The 18,990-nt window shown below is 69.5% G+C and carries 13 protein-coding genes and 1 pseudogene; 7 read left to right on the forward strand and 7 right to left on the reverse strand.

Features of this window, described 5'->3' with window-relative positions:
• Window positions 1–2 precede the first annotated feature (2 nt).
• Window positions 3–1,184: an ADP-forming succinate--CoA ligase subunit beta gene (sucC, locus tag IPI43_14135; protein ID MBK7775247.1), complete on the reverse strand. Its 1,182-nt coding sequence runs from the start codon at window positions 1,182–1,184 to the stop codon at window positions 3–5.
• Window positions 1,185–1,781: 597 nt separating this feature from the next.
• Here sucC and IPI43_14140 point away from each other — a divergent pair.
• Complete coding sequence (locus IPI43_14140; GenBank protein ID MBK7775248.1) at window positions 1,782–2,015, forward strand: hypothetical protein; 234 nt, start codon at window positions 1,782–1,784, stop codon at window positions 2,013–2,015.
• A 95-nt stretch (window positions 2,016–2,110) separates the two neighbouring features.
• On the opposite strand, the gene IPI43_14145 is transcribed toward IPI43_14140, so the two are convergent.
• Together IPI43_14145 and IPI43_14150 are read right to left on the reverse strand one after the other, a co-directional pair.
• Window positions 2,111–3,718: a sigma 54-interacting transcriptional regulator gene (locus IPI43_14145; GenBank protein ID MBK7775249.1), complete on the reverse strand. Its 1,608-nt coding sequence runs from the start codon at window positions 3,716–3,718 to the stop codon at window positions 2,111–2,113.
• 48 nt (window positions 3,719–3,766) lie between these two features.
• The gene (locus IPI43_14150; protein ID MBK7775250.1) at window positions 3,767–4,825 is read right to left on the reverse strand and encodes a hypothetical protein; all 1,059 of its coding nucleotides are present in this window, start codon (window positions 4,823–4,825) and stop codon (window positions 3,767–3,769) included.
• A 231-nt stretch (window positions 4,826–5,056) separates the two neighbouring features.
• Between IPI43_14150 and IPI43_14155 the strand changes: the two genes are divergently transcribed.
• From IPI43_14155 to IPI43_14175, 5 genes are all read left to right on the forward strand, one after another.
• The gene (locus tag IPI43_14155; GenBank protein ID MBK7775251.1) at window positions 5,057–6,289 is read left to right on the forward strand and encodes an RtcB family protein; all 1,233 of its coding nucleotides are present in this window, start codon (window positions 5,057–5,059) and stop codon (window positions 6,287–6,289) included.
• A 2-nt stretch (window positions 6,290–6,291) separates the two neighbouring features.
• On the forward strand, window positions 6,292–7,320 hold the full coding sequence (locus tag IPI43_14160; protein MBK7775252.1) for an RNA 3'-terminal phosphate cyclase: 1,029 nt from the start codon (window positions 6,292–6,294) through the stop codon (window positions 7,318–7,320).
• 130 nt (window positions 7,321–7,450) lie between these two features.
• Window positions 7,451–7,984: a hypothetical protein gene (locus tag IPI43_14165; GenBank protein MBK7775253.1), complete on the forward strand. Its 534-nt coding sequence runs from the start codon at window positions 7,451–7,453 to the stop codon at window positions 7,982–7,984.
• A gap of 198 nt (window positions 7,985–8,182) precedes the next feature.
• Window positions 8,183–10,048, forward strand: coding sequence for a carboxypeptidase regulatory-like domain-containing protein (locus tag IPI43_14170; protein MBK7775254.1), 1,866 nt, complete (start codon window positions 8,183–8,185; stop codon window positions 10,046–10,048).
• Window positions 10,049–10,137: 89 nt separating this feature from the next.
• Window positions 10,138–12,180, forward strand: coding sequence for a PD40 domain-containing protein (locus IPI43_14175; protein ID MBK7775255.1), 2,043 nt, complete (start codon window positions 10,138–10,140; stop codon window positions 12,178–12,180).
• Between the two features lie 19 nt (window positions 12,181–12,199).
• On the opposite strand, the gene IPI43_14180 is transcribed toward IPI43_14175, so the two are convergent.
• The gene (locus IPI43_14180) at window positions 12,200–13,537 is read right to left on the reverse strand and encodes an ammonium transporter (GenBank protein ID MBK7775256.1); all 1,338 of its coding nucleotides are present in this window, start codon (window positions 13,535–13,537) and stop codon (window positions 12,200–12,202) included.
• A 194-nt stretch (window positions 13,538–13,731) separates the two neighbouring features.
• Here IPI43_14180 and IPI43_14185 point away from each other — a divergent pair, with 194 nt between their 5' ends.
• Window positions 13,732–15,423, forward strand: a complete 1,692-nt coding sequence (locus IPI43_14185; GenBank protein MBK7775257.1) for a hypothetical protein — start codon at window positions 13,732–13,734, stop codon at window positions 15,421–15,423.
• Window positions 15,424–15,445: 22 nt separating this feature from the next.
• On the opposite strand, the gene IPI43_14190 is transcribed toward IPI43_14185, so the two are convergent.
• From IPI43_14190 to IPI43_14200, 3 genes and pseudogenes are all read right to left on the reverse strand, one after another.
• Entirely contained in the window at window positions 15,446–16,210 is a 765-nt protein-coding gene (locus IPI43_14190; protein ID MBK7775258.1) for an SHOCT domain-containing protein, read from the reverse strand.
• A 107-nt stretch (window positions 16,211–16,317) separates the two neighbouring features.
• Window positions 16,318–16,611, reverse strand: coding sequence for a hypothetical protein (locus IPI43_14195; GenBank protein ID MBK7775259.1), 294 nt, complete (start codon window positions 16,609–16,611; stop codon window positions 16,318–16,320).
• A gap of 7 nt (window positions 16,612–16,618) precedes the next feature.
• A pseudogene (locus IPI43_14200) lies at window positions 16,619–18,989 on the reverse strand (ribonuclease H-like domain-containing protein).
• Window position 18,990 lies beyond the last annotated feature (1 nt).

Consider the following 18,990-nt stretch of genomic DNA (forward strand, 5'->3'; position numbering starts at 1 on the left):
GTTCAAACGCCCTTTGCCAGCTCGACGATCTTCTTTGCGCCCTCCGCCATGGTGTCGGCGGCGACGATCTGAAGACCCGAGTTATTGAGGATTTCCTTGCCCTGCTCCACGTTGGTGCCGGCCAGGCGCACCACGAGCGGCACCTTGAGGCCCAGCTCCTTGCTGGCCGCGACCACGCCGTTGGCGATGACGTCGCAGCGCATGATGCCGCCGAAGATGTTGACGAAGATGCCCTGCACGCTGGGCGACTGCAGGATGATCTTGAACGCCTTGGTGACCGACTCCTGGCTGGCGCCGCCGCCCACGTCGAGGAAGTTGGCCGGCTCGCCGCCGAAGTGCTTGATGGTGTCCATGGTGGACATGGCCAAGCCCGCGCCGTTGACCAAGCAGCCGATGTTGCCGTCGAGCTGGATGTAGCTGAGGCCGGCCTCAGCCGCCTCGGTCTCCGTGGCCGCCTCCTCCGAGAGGTCGCGAACGGAGTCCCAGTACGCCTCGTGGCGGAACCCGGCGTTGCCGTCGAAGTTCACCTTGGCGTCGAGCGCGAGCACCTGCTCGTCCTTCGTGAGGATGAGCGGGTTGATCTCGGCGATGGAGCAGTCCTCTGCGATGAAGCACTTCGCGAGGTTGGTCATCAGGACGTGGAAGTTCTTCTGCTCGCCCTTGGTGAGGCCGAGAGCGAACGCCAACTTGCGGACATGGTGGTCCTGGAGCCCGGCGTCGGCGTGGAAGTACACCATGTGGATCTTCTCGGGGGTGTTGTGGGCCACCTCCTCGATGTCCATGCCGCCCTCGGTGGAGGCCATGATTGCGATCTTCTTGGTCTCGCGGTCCACCACGAGCGCCAGGTACAGCTCGCTCTTGATGGCGAGGCCCTGCTCGACGAGCAGGCGCTGGACCTTCTTGCCCTCGGGGCCGGTCTGCGGGGTGACGAGCACCTTGCCGAAGATGTCGTGGGCCGCGGCCGTGGCTGCTTCGATGCCCTTGCAGACCTTGACGCCGCCGGCCTTACCGCGGCCGCCAGCGTGGATCTGGGCCTTGACGACGACGAACTCGTTGCCGGTGTCCGCGATCAACTTCTTGGCGGCCGCAACGGCCTCCTCCGGCGACATGCAGGGGATGCCCTGCGGCACCGGGATGCCGTACTTTCGGTACAGCTCCTTCGCCTGATACTCGTGAATGTTCATTCGCTCTGACTTTCAGTTGGCCCGGGGGGCGTCGAAATCGTTGGCTGGGCAGCCGGTCGGCTCCCGCACGATGAAACATGTTCTAGGTCCGCGCCAGCGCGGGCGCGCGAGCATATCACCGTTTCTGGAAGTTGATCGGCGGATGACCCCACTTCGGCGGGGGGAGCGCAAGAATGACGCGGCGCGAGAATGACGCAGTGCGCAATCGCTTGCGCGTCAAATGCGCAATCCGCTGTGCACTTTTGTAAGCGATTTACCTACCTGCGCAGCCCTTGCGCCGGGCTCGAGCCCCCCTGGGTGTGTCCCGGGCGTCACAGTCGGCCTCCCAGCGCCCCCGCGAAATCACGGGGTTTTCCGGACCCTGGTGAGCGATAGGCCTGCCGGTGTGCAGCCGGAAACATATCGAATTACTCGTGAATTTCGTGTGTCACACCAAGACAGCGCAAACTGTCACGGTTGTGTAAACATTCGTAATCGCAATGCTAATCCGTGTATCACGCAACGCGAGGCGCGAAGTTGGCACGGCACATGCTTTAGCGTCGGGTGCGGCACACTTTCGCCGCCACCAATCGGAGGGCCCGAAAAATGACCCACACGATGTACCTCAATCACTACGGCATCCCCAATCGCAGCTTCATCGACATCGCCACCCGCGTGGTCCCCGACAACGCCGTCGGCTCCTGGACCCGCGAGCCCGCCCATGTGGAGACCCCGAAGCAGCCCTTCCCCGCGGACGACGCGTGGCGCCGAGCCGAAAAGCAGGACTTGCTCGCCACCGCTGCGTTCACCCTCACCCTCTTCGCCAGCGCCGCCCTCGCGGTACTGATCTAAGGGAAGCGCGCGGCCGGCGCCATCCATCCCCCGGTCGCTCCGCTGACCCCCTGTTCCCCGCTTCGGCTTCACCGCCGGGGCGGGGTTCGCTCTTTTCAGGCCACCAAGTGCTCGAAGCGCAGCTCGAAGCGCGCCAAGTACTTGCGCAGCCGGTCGGCGTCGTTGCTGGAGGCCTTCTTGGTCCGCGACACCGCGAACAGCGCGCGCCCCGCATCCGAGAGCGAGCGCGAGCGCTGGCAGACCCGCACCACCTCCTCGAGCTGAACGCGGTCGAAGGGATCGAGGTCGGCGCGCTGAGACGCGCTCAGCACGGTGTCCAAGACGCTCGCGTCGGTGCGCTGGGCCGCGGGCCGGTGCCAGGCCTGCTCGAGACGCGCGAGCTCGTCATCCACATGGGAAACGTCGATGCGCCCTGCCGAGGCGAGCGTGCTCATGCGCAGCACGGCCGCGTTGAGGTCTCGGAAGTTGCCGCGAAAGCTCGCTCGCGGAGACGCCGCGAAGGCCAGAAACCGCGCGCGGGCCTCGGCGTTCATGGTCACGTGGGTGCCCAGGCGCTCCGTCGCGCGGCCCAGCTCGTAGTCGAGGTTGGGCTCCACGTCTTCCCGGCGCTCGGCGAGACCCGGCAGCTGAAACGTCCAGAGCTGGATGCGGGCCAAGAGGTCCTCGCGGAAGCGTCCCGCCACCACCGCAGCGCCCAGGTCCTGGTTGGTGCCGGCGATCAGCTCGAAGTCCGACCGCGCCTCCTTGTCCGTGCCCACGGGCAGGAAGCGCTTCTCCTCGATGGCGCGCAGGAGCATGGCCTGCTCGTCGAGGCCCAGCTCGCCGATCTCGTCCAGGAACAGGGTGCCTCCGTCGGCGGCGCGCAACAGCCCCTTGCGGTCCGAGGCCGCGCCGGTGAAGGCCCCCTTCACGTGCCCGAAGAGCGCGCTCATGGCGCCGTCGCCGCGCAGCGTGGCGCAGTTCACCTCCACGAGCGGGCCCTTCACCAGGCCGCGCGACTTGCGCAGCTCGTAGATGCGCGCGGCCAGCTGAGACTTGCCCGCGCCCGTGGGCCCAGTGAGCAGGATGGGCTCGCGCGAGCGCAACGCCACGCGCTCGATGCCCTCGATGAGCTGGTTGAAGGCCGCGTTGCGCGTCTTGATGCCCGACTTGAGGAAGTCGAGGCTCTCGGTGCGCTCGGCGCCGAAGCGCTTGGCCAGGCTGTCGTAGCGCGAGAGGTCGAGGTCGATGATGCGGTAGGTGCCCGCGGGGTCGCCCTCCTCGGTGCCATCGCCGCGCCGCGAGGGCGACGTCTGCAGCAACTTCGCTGGGAAGTGCCGCGACTCGGTGAGCAAGAACCAGCAGATCTGCATCACGTGAGTGCCCGTGGTGATGTGCACCAGGTACTCCTCGCGCTCCTGGTCGAAGGGGTACGTGCGCGCCAGCTCGTGCAGCTTGCCGAACACCTCCTCGAAGTCCCACGGGTCGCGGAAGTCCACCTCGCGCAGGCGCACCTCCGTCTCCGGGGAGACGGCCTTCATGTCGGCGGCCAAGTCGGCCGAGGACTTGTTGTGGCGCCGGTCGTGCAGCAGCTCGAAGCGGTCCACCAGCAGGTCGTCGTGTTGGCACAGGGACACGCTGGGGCGCCAGCGTTGCCAGCGCTTGTCGCTGCGCCCGCCCGCGTCGAGGGTGGCGCCGTAGTACCCGAACACGACTCGCTTCATGGATAGGAGCCTATCCGAGCGGATTGCGTGATGGCCAGCGTGCTGGGCTCATGGAGCCGGCACGAGCGCGCCGCGCACGATGCGCAGGCGCCGGCCGTTGACCACCAGGACGCTGCCATCCACCGTGGTGGGGGCCTCCGTGGCGTCACGCAGCTCGGGGGCGTCGTGGGGCCACGCGGCCATGCTTCCGGCGTCGACCCCGGCGGGGATCAGCGCCAGGAGCAGCTCGCCGCGCGCGCCGAAGAAGTAGCGCGTCTCGGAGTCGTCGAAGCAGCGGCAGTCCTCTCCATCTTCGCAGTCGTCGCAGGCGTAGCTCACGCGCGACTGCGTACTCACCTCGAGGACACGCACACGCCCCACGTCGTGGTAGCGCACTAGCCCAAGCTGTTCTTCTTCGCCCGCGAGCGGGCAGTCGAACGCGATGGTCCGGGAGGCACCGCTGACGATGATGACCAAGATGTGGTCTTCTTCGAATACCTCGGTGTTGGGGTCGGGGCGCCGCAAGCCGTAGCGCCCCGTGGTGTCGGGGATCTCCCTCGTGGCCATCTGCTCGCAGTACGGCGCGGCGCGGCGCGCGGCGGTGACGCAGCGCCGCAGCACCGCGTTGTCCTCGAAGCGCAGCAGCGCCTCCGACGAGAAGCGCGAGGGGAGCGCGGCGCAGCCGTTGGCGGTCACCAGGCGGGCGCCCACATCCACCAGACGCTGCTCCACGATGCGGCGGCGCGTGGCGTTCGGGGTGGCGAGCGCCTGCGACAGGAGGCGGTAGGCGGCGCGGAGATCACCGCGGTCTTCGTAGATGCGGGCGCGGTTGAAGCGGCACGCCGAGAGGGTGCCGCGGGCTTCGTCATCGTCGGGCGGCGGTGCCATGTGGGCAGCCTCGAGCAGGGCATCGAGGCGGCGAGCGGCGTCGTCCACCAGGCCGGCGCGGCGCTCGGCCTCGGCCAGTGAGCAGCCGTTGGAGAGTGTTGGCTGTGCTGCGTATGCGGCCGCCAGGCGCACGCGCGCGGCCTCCTCTTCGGTCTGGGCCTGGGCATGGGCTGGGCCAGCGCCCGAGAGGGAGAGCGCGGTGAACAGCACGGCGAGAGCAGCCGAGGCGGTCAGACGCATGGCCGACTATATCGTGGGTGGGTGCGGCGGTGGCTCATGCGTCGTTGGTGTCCGGTGCGGGCAAAACGATCCACGCCCGCGCCGGATTCATCCGTCGCGATGCGAATAGAGATTTATCTCCTGATATCGTCGCAGACGAAGGGACTTGACGAATTAGGTGCGATTACCGAGGAATCGCAGCTGGCACGGCGCCTGCTCTAGCGGTCGGCATCCTCCAACCGAGAGTCGACCATGACGAACAGCGAACGAAACTACGAAGTGCTCGAGACCCCTGGCCGCCCCGTGAAGGCGTGGATCAAGGGCGTGGCCATGGAGCCCGCCGCGCGCCAGCAGCTGGCCAACATCGCGAGCCTGCCATTCATCCACAAGTGGGTGGCGGCCATGCCCGACGTGCACCTCGGCAAGGGGGCCACGGTGGGCAGCGTCATCGCCACCCACAAGGCCATCATCCCGGCTGCGGTGGGCGTGGACATCGGCTGCGGCATGATGGCGGTGCAGACCACGCTCACGGCGTCGGATCTGCCCGACGGGCTCGGCGCGCTGCGCTCGGCCATCGAGAAGGTGGTCCCCCACGGGCGCACGGGTCACGGAGCGCGCGGTGACCGCGGCGCGTGGCACAACCCGCCCGCGGCCACCGAGGCCGCGTGGGCGAAGCTCCTACCGCGCTACGACGCGCTGTGCGAGAAGCACCGGGCGTTGAAGCAGGCGAACCATGTGTCGCACCTGGGAACGCTCGGGACGGGCAACCACTTCATCGAGGTGTGCCTCGACGAGACGCAGCAGGTGTGGGTGATGCTCCACAGCGGCTCGCGTGGCGTGGGGAACCGCATCGGGTCGCACTTCATCGAGCTGGCCAAGCGCGAGATGGAGCGCTGGTTCATCCAGCTGCCGGACACCAACCTGGCGTACTTGAGCGAGGGTTCGCAGCACTTCGACGACTACGTGGAGGCCGTGTCGTGGGCCCAGGAGTTCGCGGCTCAGAACCGCGAGCTCATGATGCAGGCGGTGCTCGGTGCGCTGCGGGCGTCGCCGGACCTGCCGGAGTTCAGCACCACGGCCATGGCGGTGAACTGCCACCACAACTACGTGTCGCGCGAGAAGCACTACGACGCGAACGTGCTCGTGACCCGCAAGGGCGCGGTGCGTGCGCAGGAAGGCGAGCTGGGCATCATCCCGGGCTCCATGGGAACGCGCTCCTACATCGTGCGCGGCAAGGGAAACCCCGAGAGTTTCTGCAGCTGCAGCCACGGCGCGGGCCGCAGCATGTCGCGCACGGCGGCGCGCAAGCAGTTCACCGTGGCGGACCAGATCCGCGCGACGGAAGGCGTGGAGTGCCGCAAGGACGAGGACGTCATCGACGAGATCCCGATGGCGTACAAGGACATCGACGCCGTGATGGCGGCTCAGCAGGATCTGGTGGACGTGGTGCACACGCTCAAGCAAGTGCTGTGCGTGAAGGGATAGTCATGAGCGAGCTTCACATCGACGGCAGTGAGGGCGAGGGCGGGGGTCAGATCCTCCGCACCTCGCTCGCGCTCGCGGCCATCACCGGCCAGAGCGTGCGCTTCAGCAACGTGCGCGCGGGGCGCAGCAAGCCCGGGCTCTTGCGTCAGCACCTCACGGCGCTGCGCGCAGCGGCCGAGGTGTGTGGCGCGCGCGTGGACGGCGACGAGCTCGGCAGCCAGACGCTGCGCTTCACCCCGGGGGCCATCCGCGGGGGCACGTACCACTTCGCTGTGGGGACGGCGGGCAGCGCGTGCCTGGTGTGCCAGACGGTGCTGCCCATGTTGTTGCTTGCAGATGCACCGAGCGAGGTGGTGTTCGAGGGCGGCACCCACGCCATGAGCGCGCCCTCCTATGACTTCTTCGCGCGCGTGTTCGTGCCGCTGCTGCAGCGCATGGGCGCGCAGGTGGAGGTGCGCCTCGACCGCCATGGGTTCTACCCGGCGGGCGGTGGCCGCTTCGTGCTGCGCGTCTCCCCCGTGGAAGCGTGGACGCCCATCTCGCTGGTGGACGACGGGCCGCTGCGGGTGACCGAGGTGCGCGCGCTGGTGGCCAACCTGCCCTTCACCATCGCGGAGCGCGAGCTCGCGACCATGGGCGACGCGCTCGACGTCCCCGTGGAGCAGCGTCGCGGCATGGGGGTGAAGTCCCCTGGGCCCGGCAACGTGGTCATGATCGAGCTGGCGTCGGACACCGCGCGCGAGCTGGTGACCGCGTTCGGGCGGCGTGAGCTCTCGTCGGAGGCGGTGGCTAGCCAGGCCGTGGCCGAAGCGCGCGCGCTGCTCGGAGCGGGCGTGCCCGTGGGTCCGCACCTGGCGGACCAGCTGCTGCTGCCCATGGCCCTGGCTGGAGGTGGAGCGCTGCGCACCGTGCCCCTCACGCTGCACAGCCGCACCAACCTGGATGTCATCCAGCGCTTCTTGCCGCTGCGCGTGACCACCGAGGTGGCGCCGGACACGGGCGTCACCACCCTGACGCTGACTGCGCCCTGACGAGCGTTGCCGTCCGTGCACCGGCCCGGCACCGCTGGCGCGCCCCCACCGGCCGTGCCAGCTTCGCGCATCATCCATCGCGCACGCGGGCAGGAGCGCCCGTGGGCTCGAACGGCAAGGAGGAGTCGTCATGAGTCCGGGACGATGGGAGCGGGGATCCCGCAGCGTGCTGAAGGTTGTCGTCCTGGGCGAGCTGCTCGCAGCCCTCATGATGTGCAGTCCTGCGCTGGCCCAGGGCGGCGTGGCGGACGACCCGACGAGTGACGACGCCCGTGGGCCGGACCGGGCGAACGAACGGCTTCGGTCTGCGGGGAGCCTCGGCCCCCGAACTCGGCGAGCGCTGAACCTCGAGACGGCGGGCTGGATCATCGCGACGGTCAGCGCGCCCGCCCTTGCGTTCGTTGCCTCCGACGACTTCTGTCGGGAGCGGCTCGCCGCGCTTCCCGCGGTCTCCTTTGGGCTGGGGATCTCGATGGGGATCGCTGGGAGCGTGCTGCGAGCACGGAGAACGGAGGGTGTCCCACGGATGCGCTTTCTCGAGCGTCAGCGGCTCTTCCGCTCCCCTGGTCTTCGCGCCTTGGGACTAGCTGGGCTGGTCCTGGGGACGCTCGCCGCGAGCTTCGTCCCCACCGTGGTCTACACCGCGTTCTCCTGTCGGGCCTAGCGCGGAGGCACATGCGTCGCGCCGGGTGTGCGCGCCGATGACATGGCGCGCAAGGCACGGTGCGGGCGGGGACCGACACGCGACCGAACGGCGCCGAACGCCGCGAAATCCACGCATGGCACGAGCGTTGCTCTTGGGCGCCGCGTTGGTTTCTCGAACGGAGGCTCCATGTTTCGCAGCTCGCTCTCTCATGGTTCAGTGGCACGCCGGATTGGCGCGTTGATCGTGGTCATGGTGCTCACCGCCTGTGGTTCGGGCGGAGGAGGCGGCACCGACGCCGGCGTCTACAACGGGCCCGATCTCTGGGCCCACGGGCGCGTGTCGGGGTCATCAGGCTCCGGCCAGGGCAGCGCGCTCTCGGGCGCCGACGTCGTGGTCACGGTCGATCGCAACGGCAATGGGCTCATCGACGGCGGCGAGTCGTCCGCGACCACGACCGACTCGGACGGCGCATATTCGCTGACCACCGCGGCCAGCGAAGGTGACCGCGTGGTGGTGAGCATTCGCAGCGACGGCTACGCGCCCCAGTTCCGCACGCTGGTGGCGGGCCCCTACGGCGAGGCGCTCTTCGACGTGACGCTGACCGAGCTCGAGCCCCTGACCTGCGACGCGGCGGGCTGCGCCCTCGAGGGCCGGCAGCTCGTGCTCGAGGGCCTGCCCGAAGGATTCGGCGGTTCGGCCGCCGTGTTCAACCCGGTGGCGCAAGCCGACGCCTTCCCCGGTGGCTTCGAGGAGCGCGACGGCGCCATGCTGATCTCCGGCGTGTTCGCCTCGGTGGCCCTCACGGACGACAACGGTGACCCGGTGACCACGCTCGCGGCGCCGGCCACGGTGCGCATGGCGGTCCCGACCGACACCTGGAGCATCATCGTGGACATGGATCCGGGGACGGATCGCATCGAGGTCCCGCTCTACTCGTTCGACGAGGAGGCAGGCACCTGGGACGCAGACGGGACGGGCCACCTCGTGGACGGCACGGGGGCGCTGATCCCCGAAGCGGACCTCGCCGCCATCCGTGCGCTGACCTATGGCGGCACCGTGTCGGCCGAGGGTGAGGTCACGCACTTCTCGTACTGGAACGTGGACTGGCCGGTGGAGTCGCATGGCTGTGTCAGCGGCGTGGTGGTGGACTCCCGTGGCACGCCGGTGGCTGGCGCCACGGTCACGCTCCGCGGCGTGTCGTACAACGGCGCATCCACACCCGCGGTGACCGCCGCCGACGGCTCGTTCTGCATCGAGGTCATGCGCAGCGAGGGCGCCGGGGAGGACGTGGACCAGGACGGCGTCACGGGCGAGACCCAGACCGTGTCGGTGCGCGTCGTCAACGACGGCAAGGTGTACGACATGGGCAACGTGGACATCGACGTGGCTGCGGGCACGTGTGGGGGTAACTGCACCGACGCCGGCGAGCTGCGGCTCACCGCGGCCAACGAGCTGGACCTCCAGATCTGCACCATCAGCGGCACGGTACGCGACGTGCGAGGGACTCCCATCGCGGGCGCGTTGGTGGTGGCGTGGGACGACTTCGTGGAGAGCGAGGAGCTGCTGGCGGTCTGCGGGACCGCGCTCGAGAACTGCGTCTACACGGCGGTCTCGGGGCTGGACGGCTCGTTCACGGTCTCGACCGCGCTGTTCGGCTCGCTGACCTTGTGGGGCAACGCCACCACCCAGGTGGACGCGACACGCAGCGCCTTCCGCTATGGTCAGCGCTGGTCGCCGGTGTGCCCGGAGGGCGCGCTCAACTTCACGCTCGACGAGGGTTACGACACGGTGACCCTAACCGTGACCGCGACGGGCAACACCATCTCGTGGACGCCCAACGACCCCGCGACCTGGCTGGCGGTGGACAGCGGCGGCGACATCAAGTGGATGGTGTCGGCGGACATGGGCAACTTCACGGGCCCAGTCACGTTCGGTGTGGTTCCAGCGGGCACCGCGCAGGTGTTCCCCACGAGCCTGAGCCCAGCTCCGCTGGCCTCGGGCGACGAGATCTCCATCTGGAGCCAGTACACCAGCGCCGACGGCTACCCGGTGATCAGCACCGGCACGGGCACGGTGCCCTAGCCGTGCGCGCTGCCGCCGCTGCGATTTCGTGACGGAACCACCCGAGGCGCACCGACCAGGAGTAGCCACCTACTCCGGAGTGCCTCGCGATGCCCCTGCCTGCCCGATTCGCTTCCTTCGTCATCGCCTTCTTGGCCTGCGCCTGCGGGCCGGGTCCCACCGAGGCGACGACGGACGGCGGGCACGATGGAGGCGTGACCACGGATGGGGAACCCCCCGACGGTGGAGACGCGGACGGGGCCCCCCCGGACGGCGCAGCCGACCTCGGGCAGCCGCTCACCCTGGACCCACTCGCGAACGCCGTCGCCATCCCAGGGACGGACCTCGGTCCAATCGCGCTCGGGATCGACGGCGCCACCACCAACACGCCGGCCATCACCGTCACCGGGACGAGCATCGGCACGCCCTCCCCCGTCACGCTCGCGCCGAGCGTCTTCGGGATCGGCGGGAGCGGGCTCTCACGGACTCTCACGATCAGCGGTCTCACCGCCGCCGACGCCGGGTCCTACACGATCACGGTGACGGTGCAGGATGGGGTGGCGAGCGCGTCACGGAGCTTCACCCTGCGCGTGAACGCCGCGCCTGCGCTGGGCTTCATCGCCGACACGGGCACCCTCGCGGGTTACGCGCTGCCGACGTTCGGCGTGAGCGTCTATGACGATGGCCTCGCGCCCGAGACCCTCTTGCTCGAGGCAGCGTCTTCGAACGAGACGTACCTACCCGCCGCAGGCATCACGCTCTCCACGATCTCGGGGAGCGGGGACGGCTCGGGTGGCTTTCAGGTGACCCTCGTTCCGGCGACCAGCGGCGTGGGTGAAGCGCAGGTCACCATCACGGCCACGGACCCCGAAGGCGCCAGCGACTCACGCACCTTCCAAGTCGAGATCACGTCCACCAGCGTCAGCGGCGTCGAGCTCATCAGCCGCAGCGCGGGAGTGCCCGCGACCGGTGGCAGCGGGCCGAGCCTGGCGCCCACGGTCAGCGGCGACGGTCAGATCGTGGTGTTCACGAGCCAGGCCGACAACCTCGCGGGCGGCATGCCCTCGGCTGGTGACCTGTTCGTGCGGGACCGGAGCGCGGGGACCACCACGCGCCTCGGCATCCAGGGGGAGAGCGGCGGCGCCGTCATCACGGCGAACGGACGCTTCGTGGCGTTCACGAGCCGCTCCGCGTCGCTCGCCGGAGGAGACGCCAACGCGGTCCCCGACGTGTTCGTGTACGACCGCATGACCGCGACCTTCGAGCGCGTCAGCGTGTCGAGCGACGAAGCGCAAGCGAACGGACCGAGCAGCATCGACCCGAGCTACGTGGGCGCGCCGTTTCGGAGGGTGGGCATCAGCGACGACGGGCGCTTCGTGCTCTTCGAGAGCGACGCCACGAACCTCGTGGCGAACGACACGAACGGGGTGACCGACGTGTTCCTCAGGGACCGGACCCTCGGGACGACCACGCGCGTGAGCGTGAGCAGCAGCGGGGTCGAGGCCGACGGTCCGAGCGGCCGCGTCGCGCTGAGCGGGGACGGCTCCTCCATCGCGTTCGCGTCGCTCGCGACGAACCTCGTGGACGGCATGGCCGAGACCGATGCTCACGACGACGTGTACATTCGTGCGGCGGGCACCACCACCCGAGCGAGCAGCGCAGCGTTGGGGGGCGCGGGCAACGGCGCGAGCACATCGCCATCGCTGTCGAGCACGGGCCGCTACCTGGTCTATGCCTCTGCGGCCACGAACCTGCTCCCGTCGGTGGAGTTCTTCGGGAAGGTGGACCTCTATGTCCTCGACCGCGACACGGGCGTGACCACGCGCGTCAACTTCGACCTCGCCGGCGTCACCCAGGGAAACTGCGCGAGCCCCGTGATCAGCGCGGACGGTGACCGCGTCGCGTTCGTGTCCGACGTGCTCTTCCCCGAGTACGAGAACGACCTGCTCAATGCGTATGTCTTCGAGCGCAGCACCATGACGTTCTCCTTCGTCGGGGGGAACCTCGTGGGTGGCGCGCCCAACGGCGGCACAGGCTACTCGGTCTCCATCGCAGCGGGTGGCGAGCTCGTGGTGTTCCAGTCCGCGGCCTCGAACCTGTTCCCCGGCGACGACAACGTGGCCATCGACGTCTTCGCGCAGCCCGTCCCTTGAGCCGCGCGAAGTCCGACGCTCAGTTGTTGTAGGCCTCTTCCCCGTGCTGCGAGATGTCGAGGCCCTGCTCTTCGGCCTCGTCGTCCACGCGGAGGCCGCCCGTCGCCAGAGTGACCACCTTCAAGATGAGGAACGTCATCGACGCAGCAATCGCGACCGTAGTGACGATGCCGATGGCCTGGTTGCCCATCTGGCCGAGAGACCCCTCGAGCGAGACCACCGCGCCTCCGCCGGGGCGGTAGGTAGAGGCGATGGCCGGGTTGACCTCCGCGCTCGCCAGCAGACCGCAGAGCAGCATCCCGATGGTGCTGCCGATCCCGTGCACGCCGAACGCGTCGAGCGAGTCGTCGTACTGGAGCTTGGCCTTCACCTTGGCCACCGCGAGGTAGCAGACACAGCCGCCGCTGAAGCCGATGAGCAGCGCCGAGCCCACGCTCACGAAGCCCGAGGCGGGCGTGATGGTCGCGAGGCCCGCGACCATGCCGGAGGCCACGCCGAGCGCCGAGGGCTTCTTCTGCACCGACCACTCGACCAAGCACCACCCGAGGCCACCGGCCGCGCCCGCAAAGTGCGTGGCCGCCACCGCGCTCGTGGCCACCTCGCCCGCCGAGAGCGCGCTGCCGCCGTTGAAGCCGAACCACCCGAACCACAGCAGGCCCGTGCCCGTGAGTGACAGGACCAGGTTGTGCGGGATCATGGGCCGGTCAGGCCAGCCGCGGCGCCTCCCGAGGACGAGCGCGCACACCAGCGCCGAGACGCCCGAGCTGATGTGCACGACCGTACCGCCCGCGAAGTCGAGCACGGGGACGCTCGCGTCGAAGAACCAGTTGAAGAGGCCACCCTTGCCCCAGACCATGTGGCAGAGGGGGAAGTACACGAAGGTGGACCAGAGCACCGTGAAGAGGAGGTAGCTGGTGAACTTCATGCGCTCGGCGACGGCGCCGCTGATGAGCGCCGGGGTGATGATGGCGAACATCATCTGGTAGAGCGCGAAGGTCAGCTCGGGGACCGTGCCCGCGTAGTCGGCGTTCGGCACGCCGTCCACACCTCGGAGCAGGAACGCGCTGCCCGGGTCGCCGAAGAAGGCGTTGCCCTCGCCGAAGCACATCCCATAGCCGTAGAGCACCCAGAGCATCGAGACCACGCTCATCATCACGAAGCTGTGCATCATGGTGCTGAGCACGTTCTTGCTCCGCACGAGGCCGCCGTAGAACAGCGCCAGGCCAGGGCCAGTCATCATGAGCACGAGGCCGGTGCACGCCAGGAGGAACGCGTTGTCCCCCTTGTCGATGGCGGGTGGGTCTTGTGCGAGCGCCGCCTGGGGCACGAGCACGATGAAGCACGCGAGCGCAGTCATGGCTGCGCCGCGGATCGATTTCCGTTCCACGAGTTACCTCCGGGTTCCGTTTCCGGGAGTGGCACCCATGTGTTTCGCCGAGATTTCGGGTGCGTAACAAGAACCGCACCGAGCGCCCCCTCGGGCGCTACAGCCCGCCGGACTAGCAGGCCGGACCGGTAGACTTCCCACATCCGCAGGCGCAGCCTGGCGAGATGAATCGTGCAGCCGGCGACGGGCGCAGGGCCAGTCTGACGTACCTCCTCCTGCTGCTCGTGACCGCCTGCATGGGCTGCGGCGGGCGCAGCGGCCGTGCCGAAGACGTCTTCGTGGAGGATCCCACCACCCTCGCCGCCGTGCGCGCCCTGCATGCTCCGCCCGAAGTGGTGGTGAACGTGGAGCGCGTCACGCACTCACGTGGCGGGACCGGTGGCTCGTGCCACTCCGCGGCGTGCCTCGTGTTGTTGCCGGTCCTGGTGGTGGCGTCGCTGCTGCCGCCCGAGGTCACCCAGCACGCCACCGTCACCACCGACGGAGAGCCGAGCTACATCGCCACGTTCGACGACGGTGGAGCATTCTTGCTCGGGCAGGTGCGTGACGGCGACGCCTGGCGCGAGGTGCAGGCGCTGCCCCTCGAGCGCCTGGACCGGCGTCCGATCGTGTCCACTCGTCGCCTGCGCCGAGGCGCCGACGGGCAGGAGCTGAGCAGCGAGCCCCTCCCGCTGCTGCCTCAAGCGCCGCTCGACCGAGCCTACGAAGCCGCGCTGGCGGCCGAGGACGACCCCGAGAAGCGCGGGGAGCTGTTGGTGGAAGCGCTCACGTGGCTCGGTCGCGAAGCCGATGCGGTGGTGCTCGGACGCTTGCGGCAGCCTGCGCTGCACGACACCGAGCGCGCGCTCGCCACGGCCTGGTTCTGCTCGCACGAGCGGGGCGAGGACACACGTCGCGCGGAGGTGGTGCGTCTGGCCCGCGACCATGGCGCAACCGAGAGCGCGCTCGCCGCGCTCCACTGCTTCCGGTTCGGCGTTGCCGTGGACACCGACGTGGCCGAAGTGGTCCGGGTGCTCGCGAAGCCATACTGCGAAGGCGACGACCCCTACCGGGCGCTCTCCGAGATCTTCCGGCGGCGGACGCTCGATCCGGGGATAAGCCCTTGGACCGCGCCCCCTGCGCTGCAGTGCGAGGGGCCGCGTGGCGAGCTCCTGCGAGCGGTGTGGGGTGGACGCACCGTCGATGCCGACCCTGCGATTGTGGCACGCGGGTTCCGCTACGACCCGGCGGGACACCGGCTGCTGGAGTTGGAGCCGCACTACGAGCCCGGCAGGGGCCTGCCGCCGGAGAGGCTGGCGTGGCGCACGTGGCACCTGGACGCTGCGGCGCGCGCGCTCGCCATGGAGCCTGCGAGCTGTCCGGCGGTGCGCTGCGACCCCCTCGTGGGGGAACTGCGAAGGGCCGAACCGCAGGCTCTGACGGACGATGTCCTCGACGCGGCCGTGGACCACTACGCCGCCCTCCCCACGGTGGACGCCGACGAGCACCGGCGCGCGATGCTGCTGCAGGTGCTGCATGGAGCGGGCCTCGACGCGACGCGGTCCGAGCGACTGCGTCGCAGGCTGCAGGCACATGAGACGCGCCTCGCCCCCAATGCGCGTCCAGCGGTGGCCACGGCACGGCTGGTGCTGGGAGACACGTCCGCTGCTGCGGAGAGCCTGCGGGGCGCGTCGGTGGGTGAACCCGGGATGGACTCCATGCGCGCCGCGGCCCGCTTTGGCACCGACTATCTCATCACCGATGCTTGGGCCATGCATCTCCACTGCGACCCCGAGGAGATTGCCGAGCGTGCCGCGGCGGCAGAGGCAGGACGTCCCATCACCCCGTGCGCGCGCGCGACTCCTGCGAGACGGTAGGCGTTCACGCCGGGGAAGCCGGTCAGAGGCGGTTCAGCAGGTCGGTCTTCTTCGCGTTGAACTCTTCGGGGGTGAGCACACCCGCGTCGCGGAGCTGGCCGAGCTTTTCGAGGAGCGCGAGGATCTCGGCGTGGCCTTGGCCGGAGGCGGCCGAAGACTGCGGCTGGGGCGAGGCCGAAGCGAACGACGGATGCGCCGGAGGTGCAGCGAAATTGTTGTCCGCGTGGGACTGGAAGCCCGGCCCGGAGATGAGCGGAAGGCTCAGCGTGGAAACGGTGCCGTACTGGCTGGTGAAGGTGAGGGAGCTGCCGCCGCCCTGCTGCTGGCTGACGCCGCCGATGTTGTGGTCCTCGGTGTCGAAGAGGCTCACCTGCCCGTCGCGCTGCACCGCGAGGCGGCGGGCCTGCGGAAAGAACGCATAGCGGATGTCGTTCTGTGATCCGCTGCTGGACGGGCTGCCGAGGTCCTCGGGCCACCACTGGCTTCCGCCGCCCCCGCGGCCCGCCGGTGCAGGCTGGAAGATCTGCTGGGTGGCGAGCGCGTTGGACAGCTCGTCGCACAGGTTGTTCACGGTGTTCTTGAGGCCGTGGTTGAACATGTCGCTGACCATGGTCATCCCGCCGCGCATCCACTGCCCACTGCCCAGCTCGGGGCAGTAGAACTGCGCCATGGTGCCGCCGCCGTTGCTCACTGCAACCAACATGGAGTACGCCGAGTCGCGGCTGAGCCCGTAGCGGCTGGAGATGAACTGAATGAGGTTGTGGCCGTCGGCGGTGAGGTTGTTCACCTGCTGACCGTGCCACGTGCGGGGCACCGAGCGCTAGGCGCCGGCGCTCAGCCCCCCACGCACGTGACGTCGTGGAGCGTTGAGGAGCACCATGGACGCACCACTTCTCACTCGGCACCGGGAGGGAACCTGGGTTCTGTCCCCACGCGCCCGCCTTCCACCCAGCGCTCGGCGCGGGCGTTGGTCGCTTGGCCAGCGCGCGTGGCGCGGCGTGAGCAGCTCTGCTCGTCATCGAACGGCGCAGCGCAGATGGGTTCCCAGTCGGGGTAGACGCCGGGCGCCCGAAGCACGGACTCGCAACGAACCCGAAGCGAACGACACGCCTCGGACTCGCTCTCGCATGCGGCGAGCGTGGCCGACATCAGGACGAACGTGGCGAGCCCAGCGATGGTTTGGCGCATGCTTTCTCTACGATTCCTTTGCCCCCGAGGGACCGAGACGTCGTTCTAGCACGGGCCGCACGTCGGCGAGCACTCGGGGGAAGAGGGTGAGCTGGGTGCGGTCCGCGAAGACGGCTGCAAAGTCCTCGGGGGTGAACGCGCGCGAGAGGCGCGTCGCGTACGTGTCGCGGAGGAGGCGTTCGTAGTAGGCGGTGTCGTAGTCCCGCGGCGCCTCCACTTCGTCGTCGCTGTCCGGGAGCACGGTGGCCTGTCCCCCTGTGCGTCGATAGACGCGAACCTTCTCGCCGACTCGGAACGGGCGACCGCTCGCCAGGAGCGCCTCGTATGTGTGCTCGCGGCGGGTGTCGCGTGCAGCCAGATACTGCGCTCTCGTCTTGGTGACGCGTACGCGCGCCGTGACCTCCCGGGTGGGGAGCTTCCTGTAGCGGATGGCCTCCGCGACCTCGACGTACACCTCGCGCACATGCGCCACGTCCGAGACCAGCAGCGCGCCGATCGCGCGCCGGAGGAACGCCTCGCCGAAGGGCTCCGCGCGGCTCGACCGGAAGGCCACTCCCTTGAGGCGCACCTCTCCATCATGGCCGAGGAGCGCGTAGTTCTTGGACTCGTGCGACAGCATGGCGCGGTAGCGGCCGTCGTATTCCAGGCTCACGAGGGGCGGCAACAGCGCGTCCACCTCCGACACCACGCGGCGCTCGTCGGCCTCCGTGAAGGCCACCGGCACGGAGAAGTACACCCCGTCGGTGTCCGCCTCGAGCAAGGTCACGCCGCGCTGGGCGAGCTCGCGACACAGCATGGCGAGCGTCTCGCGCCCGCGCCGGGTCACCTCGTTGGCCGCGTGCACGTCGGCGAAGCGCGTGAGCGAGGTGGCACCGAGATAGCCATAGGCGGAGTTCACGATGAGCTTCATGGCCGCCGACAGGGCCTCGTCGGTGTGGCGCTCTGGCGAGCCGGGAGCCGCGGCACGGGCGCGTGCCTTCGCGGCGAGCCGGCCCTCGACCAGCCTGTCGACCACCGTGAGCAGCACGCCCAGGTGATCGCGCTTCGGACCAATCTGGTACTGCCGCATGAGCGACGGGTAGAGGCTCGCCACGTCGGCCTTCACGATGCGCTCGGCCACGCCGGTGGCGAAGAGGTGGAGCGCCGCGCCCGTGTGCAGGGTGCCGTCGCCCGCTTCGTGGGCGGGCAGCGCCTTCCCTTCGCGCAGGTAGGCGCGCACCAGCAGTGGGTCGATGACCCCTGTGGCAGGCCCAGCGTCGGCGATGCGCTCGTAGCGACGCGCCGCCATGCGCGCTAGGGCGAACGCCGCACCGCCCAGCAGCCGCGCCAGCTGGCCTGCCTCGTGGACGTCTTCACGCGCATAGTCGCGGACGCGCTCGGGGTCCTCGAGGAACGTGGCGTACACACGCGCGCCCGGGATGAGCGGGCGGTCGTCGCGCGCGAGACCGAAGTGCCGTGCGACCGCCTTGAGCCCGTGCCCCGGGAGGTCGCGCGCAGCGAAGTCGTGCCGCCGCACCGCGTCGAGCGTGTCGATCAGCTCGCGCCCGGGCATGGTGTAGCGGGCTCGCCGCATGGACGCGCCGCCCGCGTCGTCGAAGCTCGTCCCGCGCGCCGACGGCCTGCGCGAGAGGCCCACCCCGTCGAGCCGGCCGAGCACGAGCGGGACGCCAAGCTTCCGGGCCCGCCGCGCGAGGAACGGCAGGTCGAAGCCGTGCAGGTTGTGGTTCTCGATCACGTCGGGGTCTTGCGCGCGCACCACGGCGGCGAGCCTGCGGATGAGGTCGGCCTCGGCCGCGTCGCCCTCCCCTTCGGCCTCCAACGTGGTCGCGGCACCGTTCGAGTCGCGGACAGCCACGAGGAAGATGCGGCTGGTCTCCGGGTCGAGCCCCGTGGTCTCGAGGTCCAACTGCATGCGCACGAGCGCGTCGAACGGGAGGTCGCGGAAGTAGGTGCGCCCCGTGGAGACCAAGTACTGCTCCTCCGGGGGGAAGCGTGAAGACCGCCTCTACGCCGAGCTCGCGCACGTGGTTGAGCCTGCGGCCGAGGCGCCGTGACGCGCCCGCCAAGATGGCAGCATGGAGCGCGCGTTGATCGTGCGCGGACACCCGGAAGCGGAGCGCGCCCGGCCCGTCGAGCGCTTCGTACGTGAAAGGGGCGCTGCGCGTGTCGTGCGTGGGCGCGAGGGAACCGCCCAGGTGTGCGAGGTCTTCGAGGGACGCGAGCAGGATCCAAGGACGGAAGCGGGCCTGCTCGTGCACCAGCGCCCGCGTCTCGGGGATGCGCCGGAAGACGTGCGCGAGACCTGTCCCGTCTGCCCAGACGGAGACGATCCCGGGGGTCTCGTCCCAGCCGAAGAGCCACTCGTCTTCGCGCGTCACG

Source organism: Sandaracinaceae bacterium, from assembly GCA_016706685.1.
GTDB lineage: Bacteria > Myxococcota_A > Polyangia > Polyangiales > Houyiibacteriaceae > JADJJE01.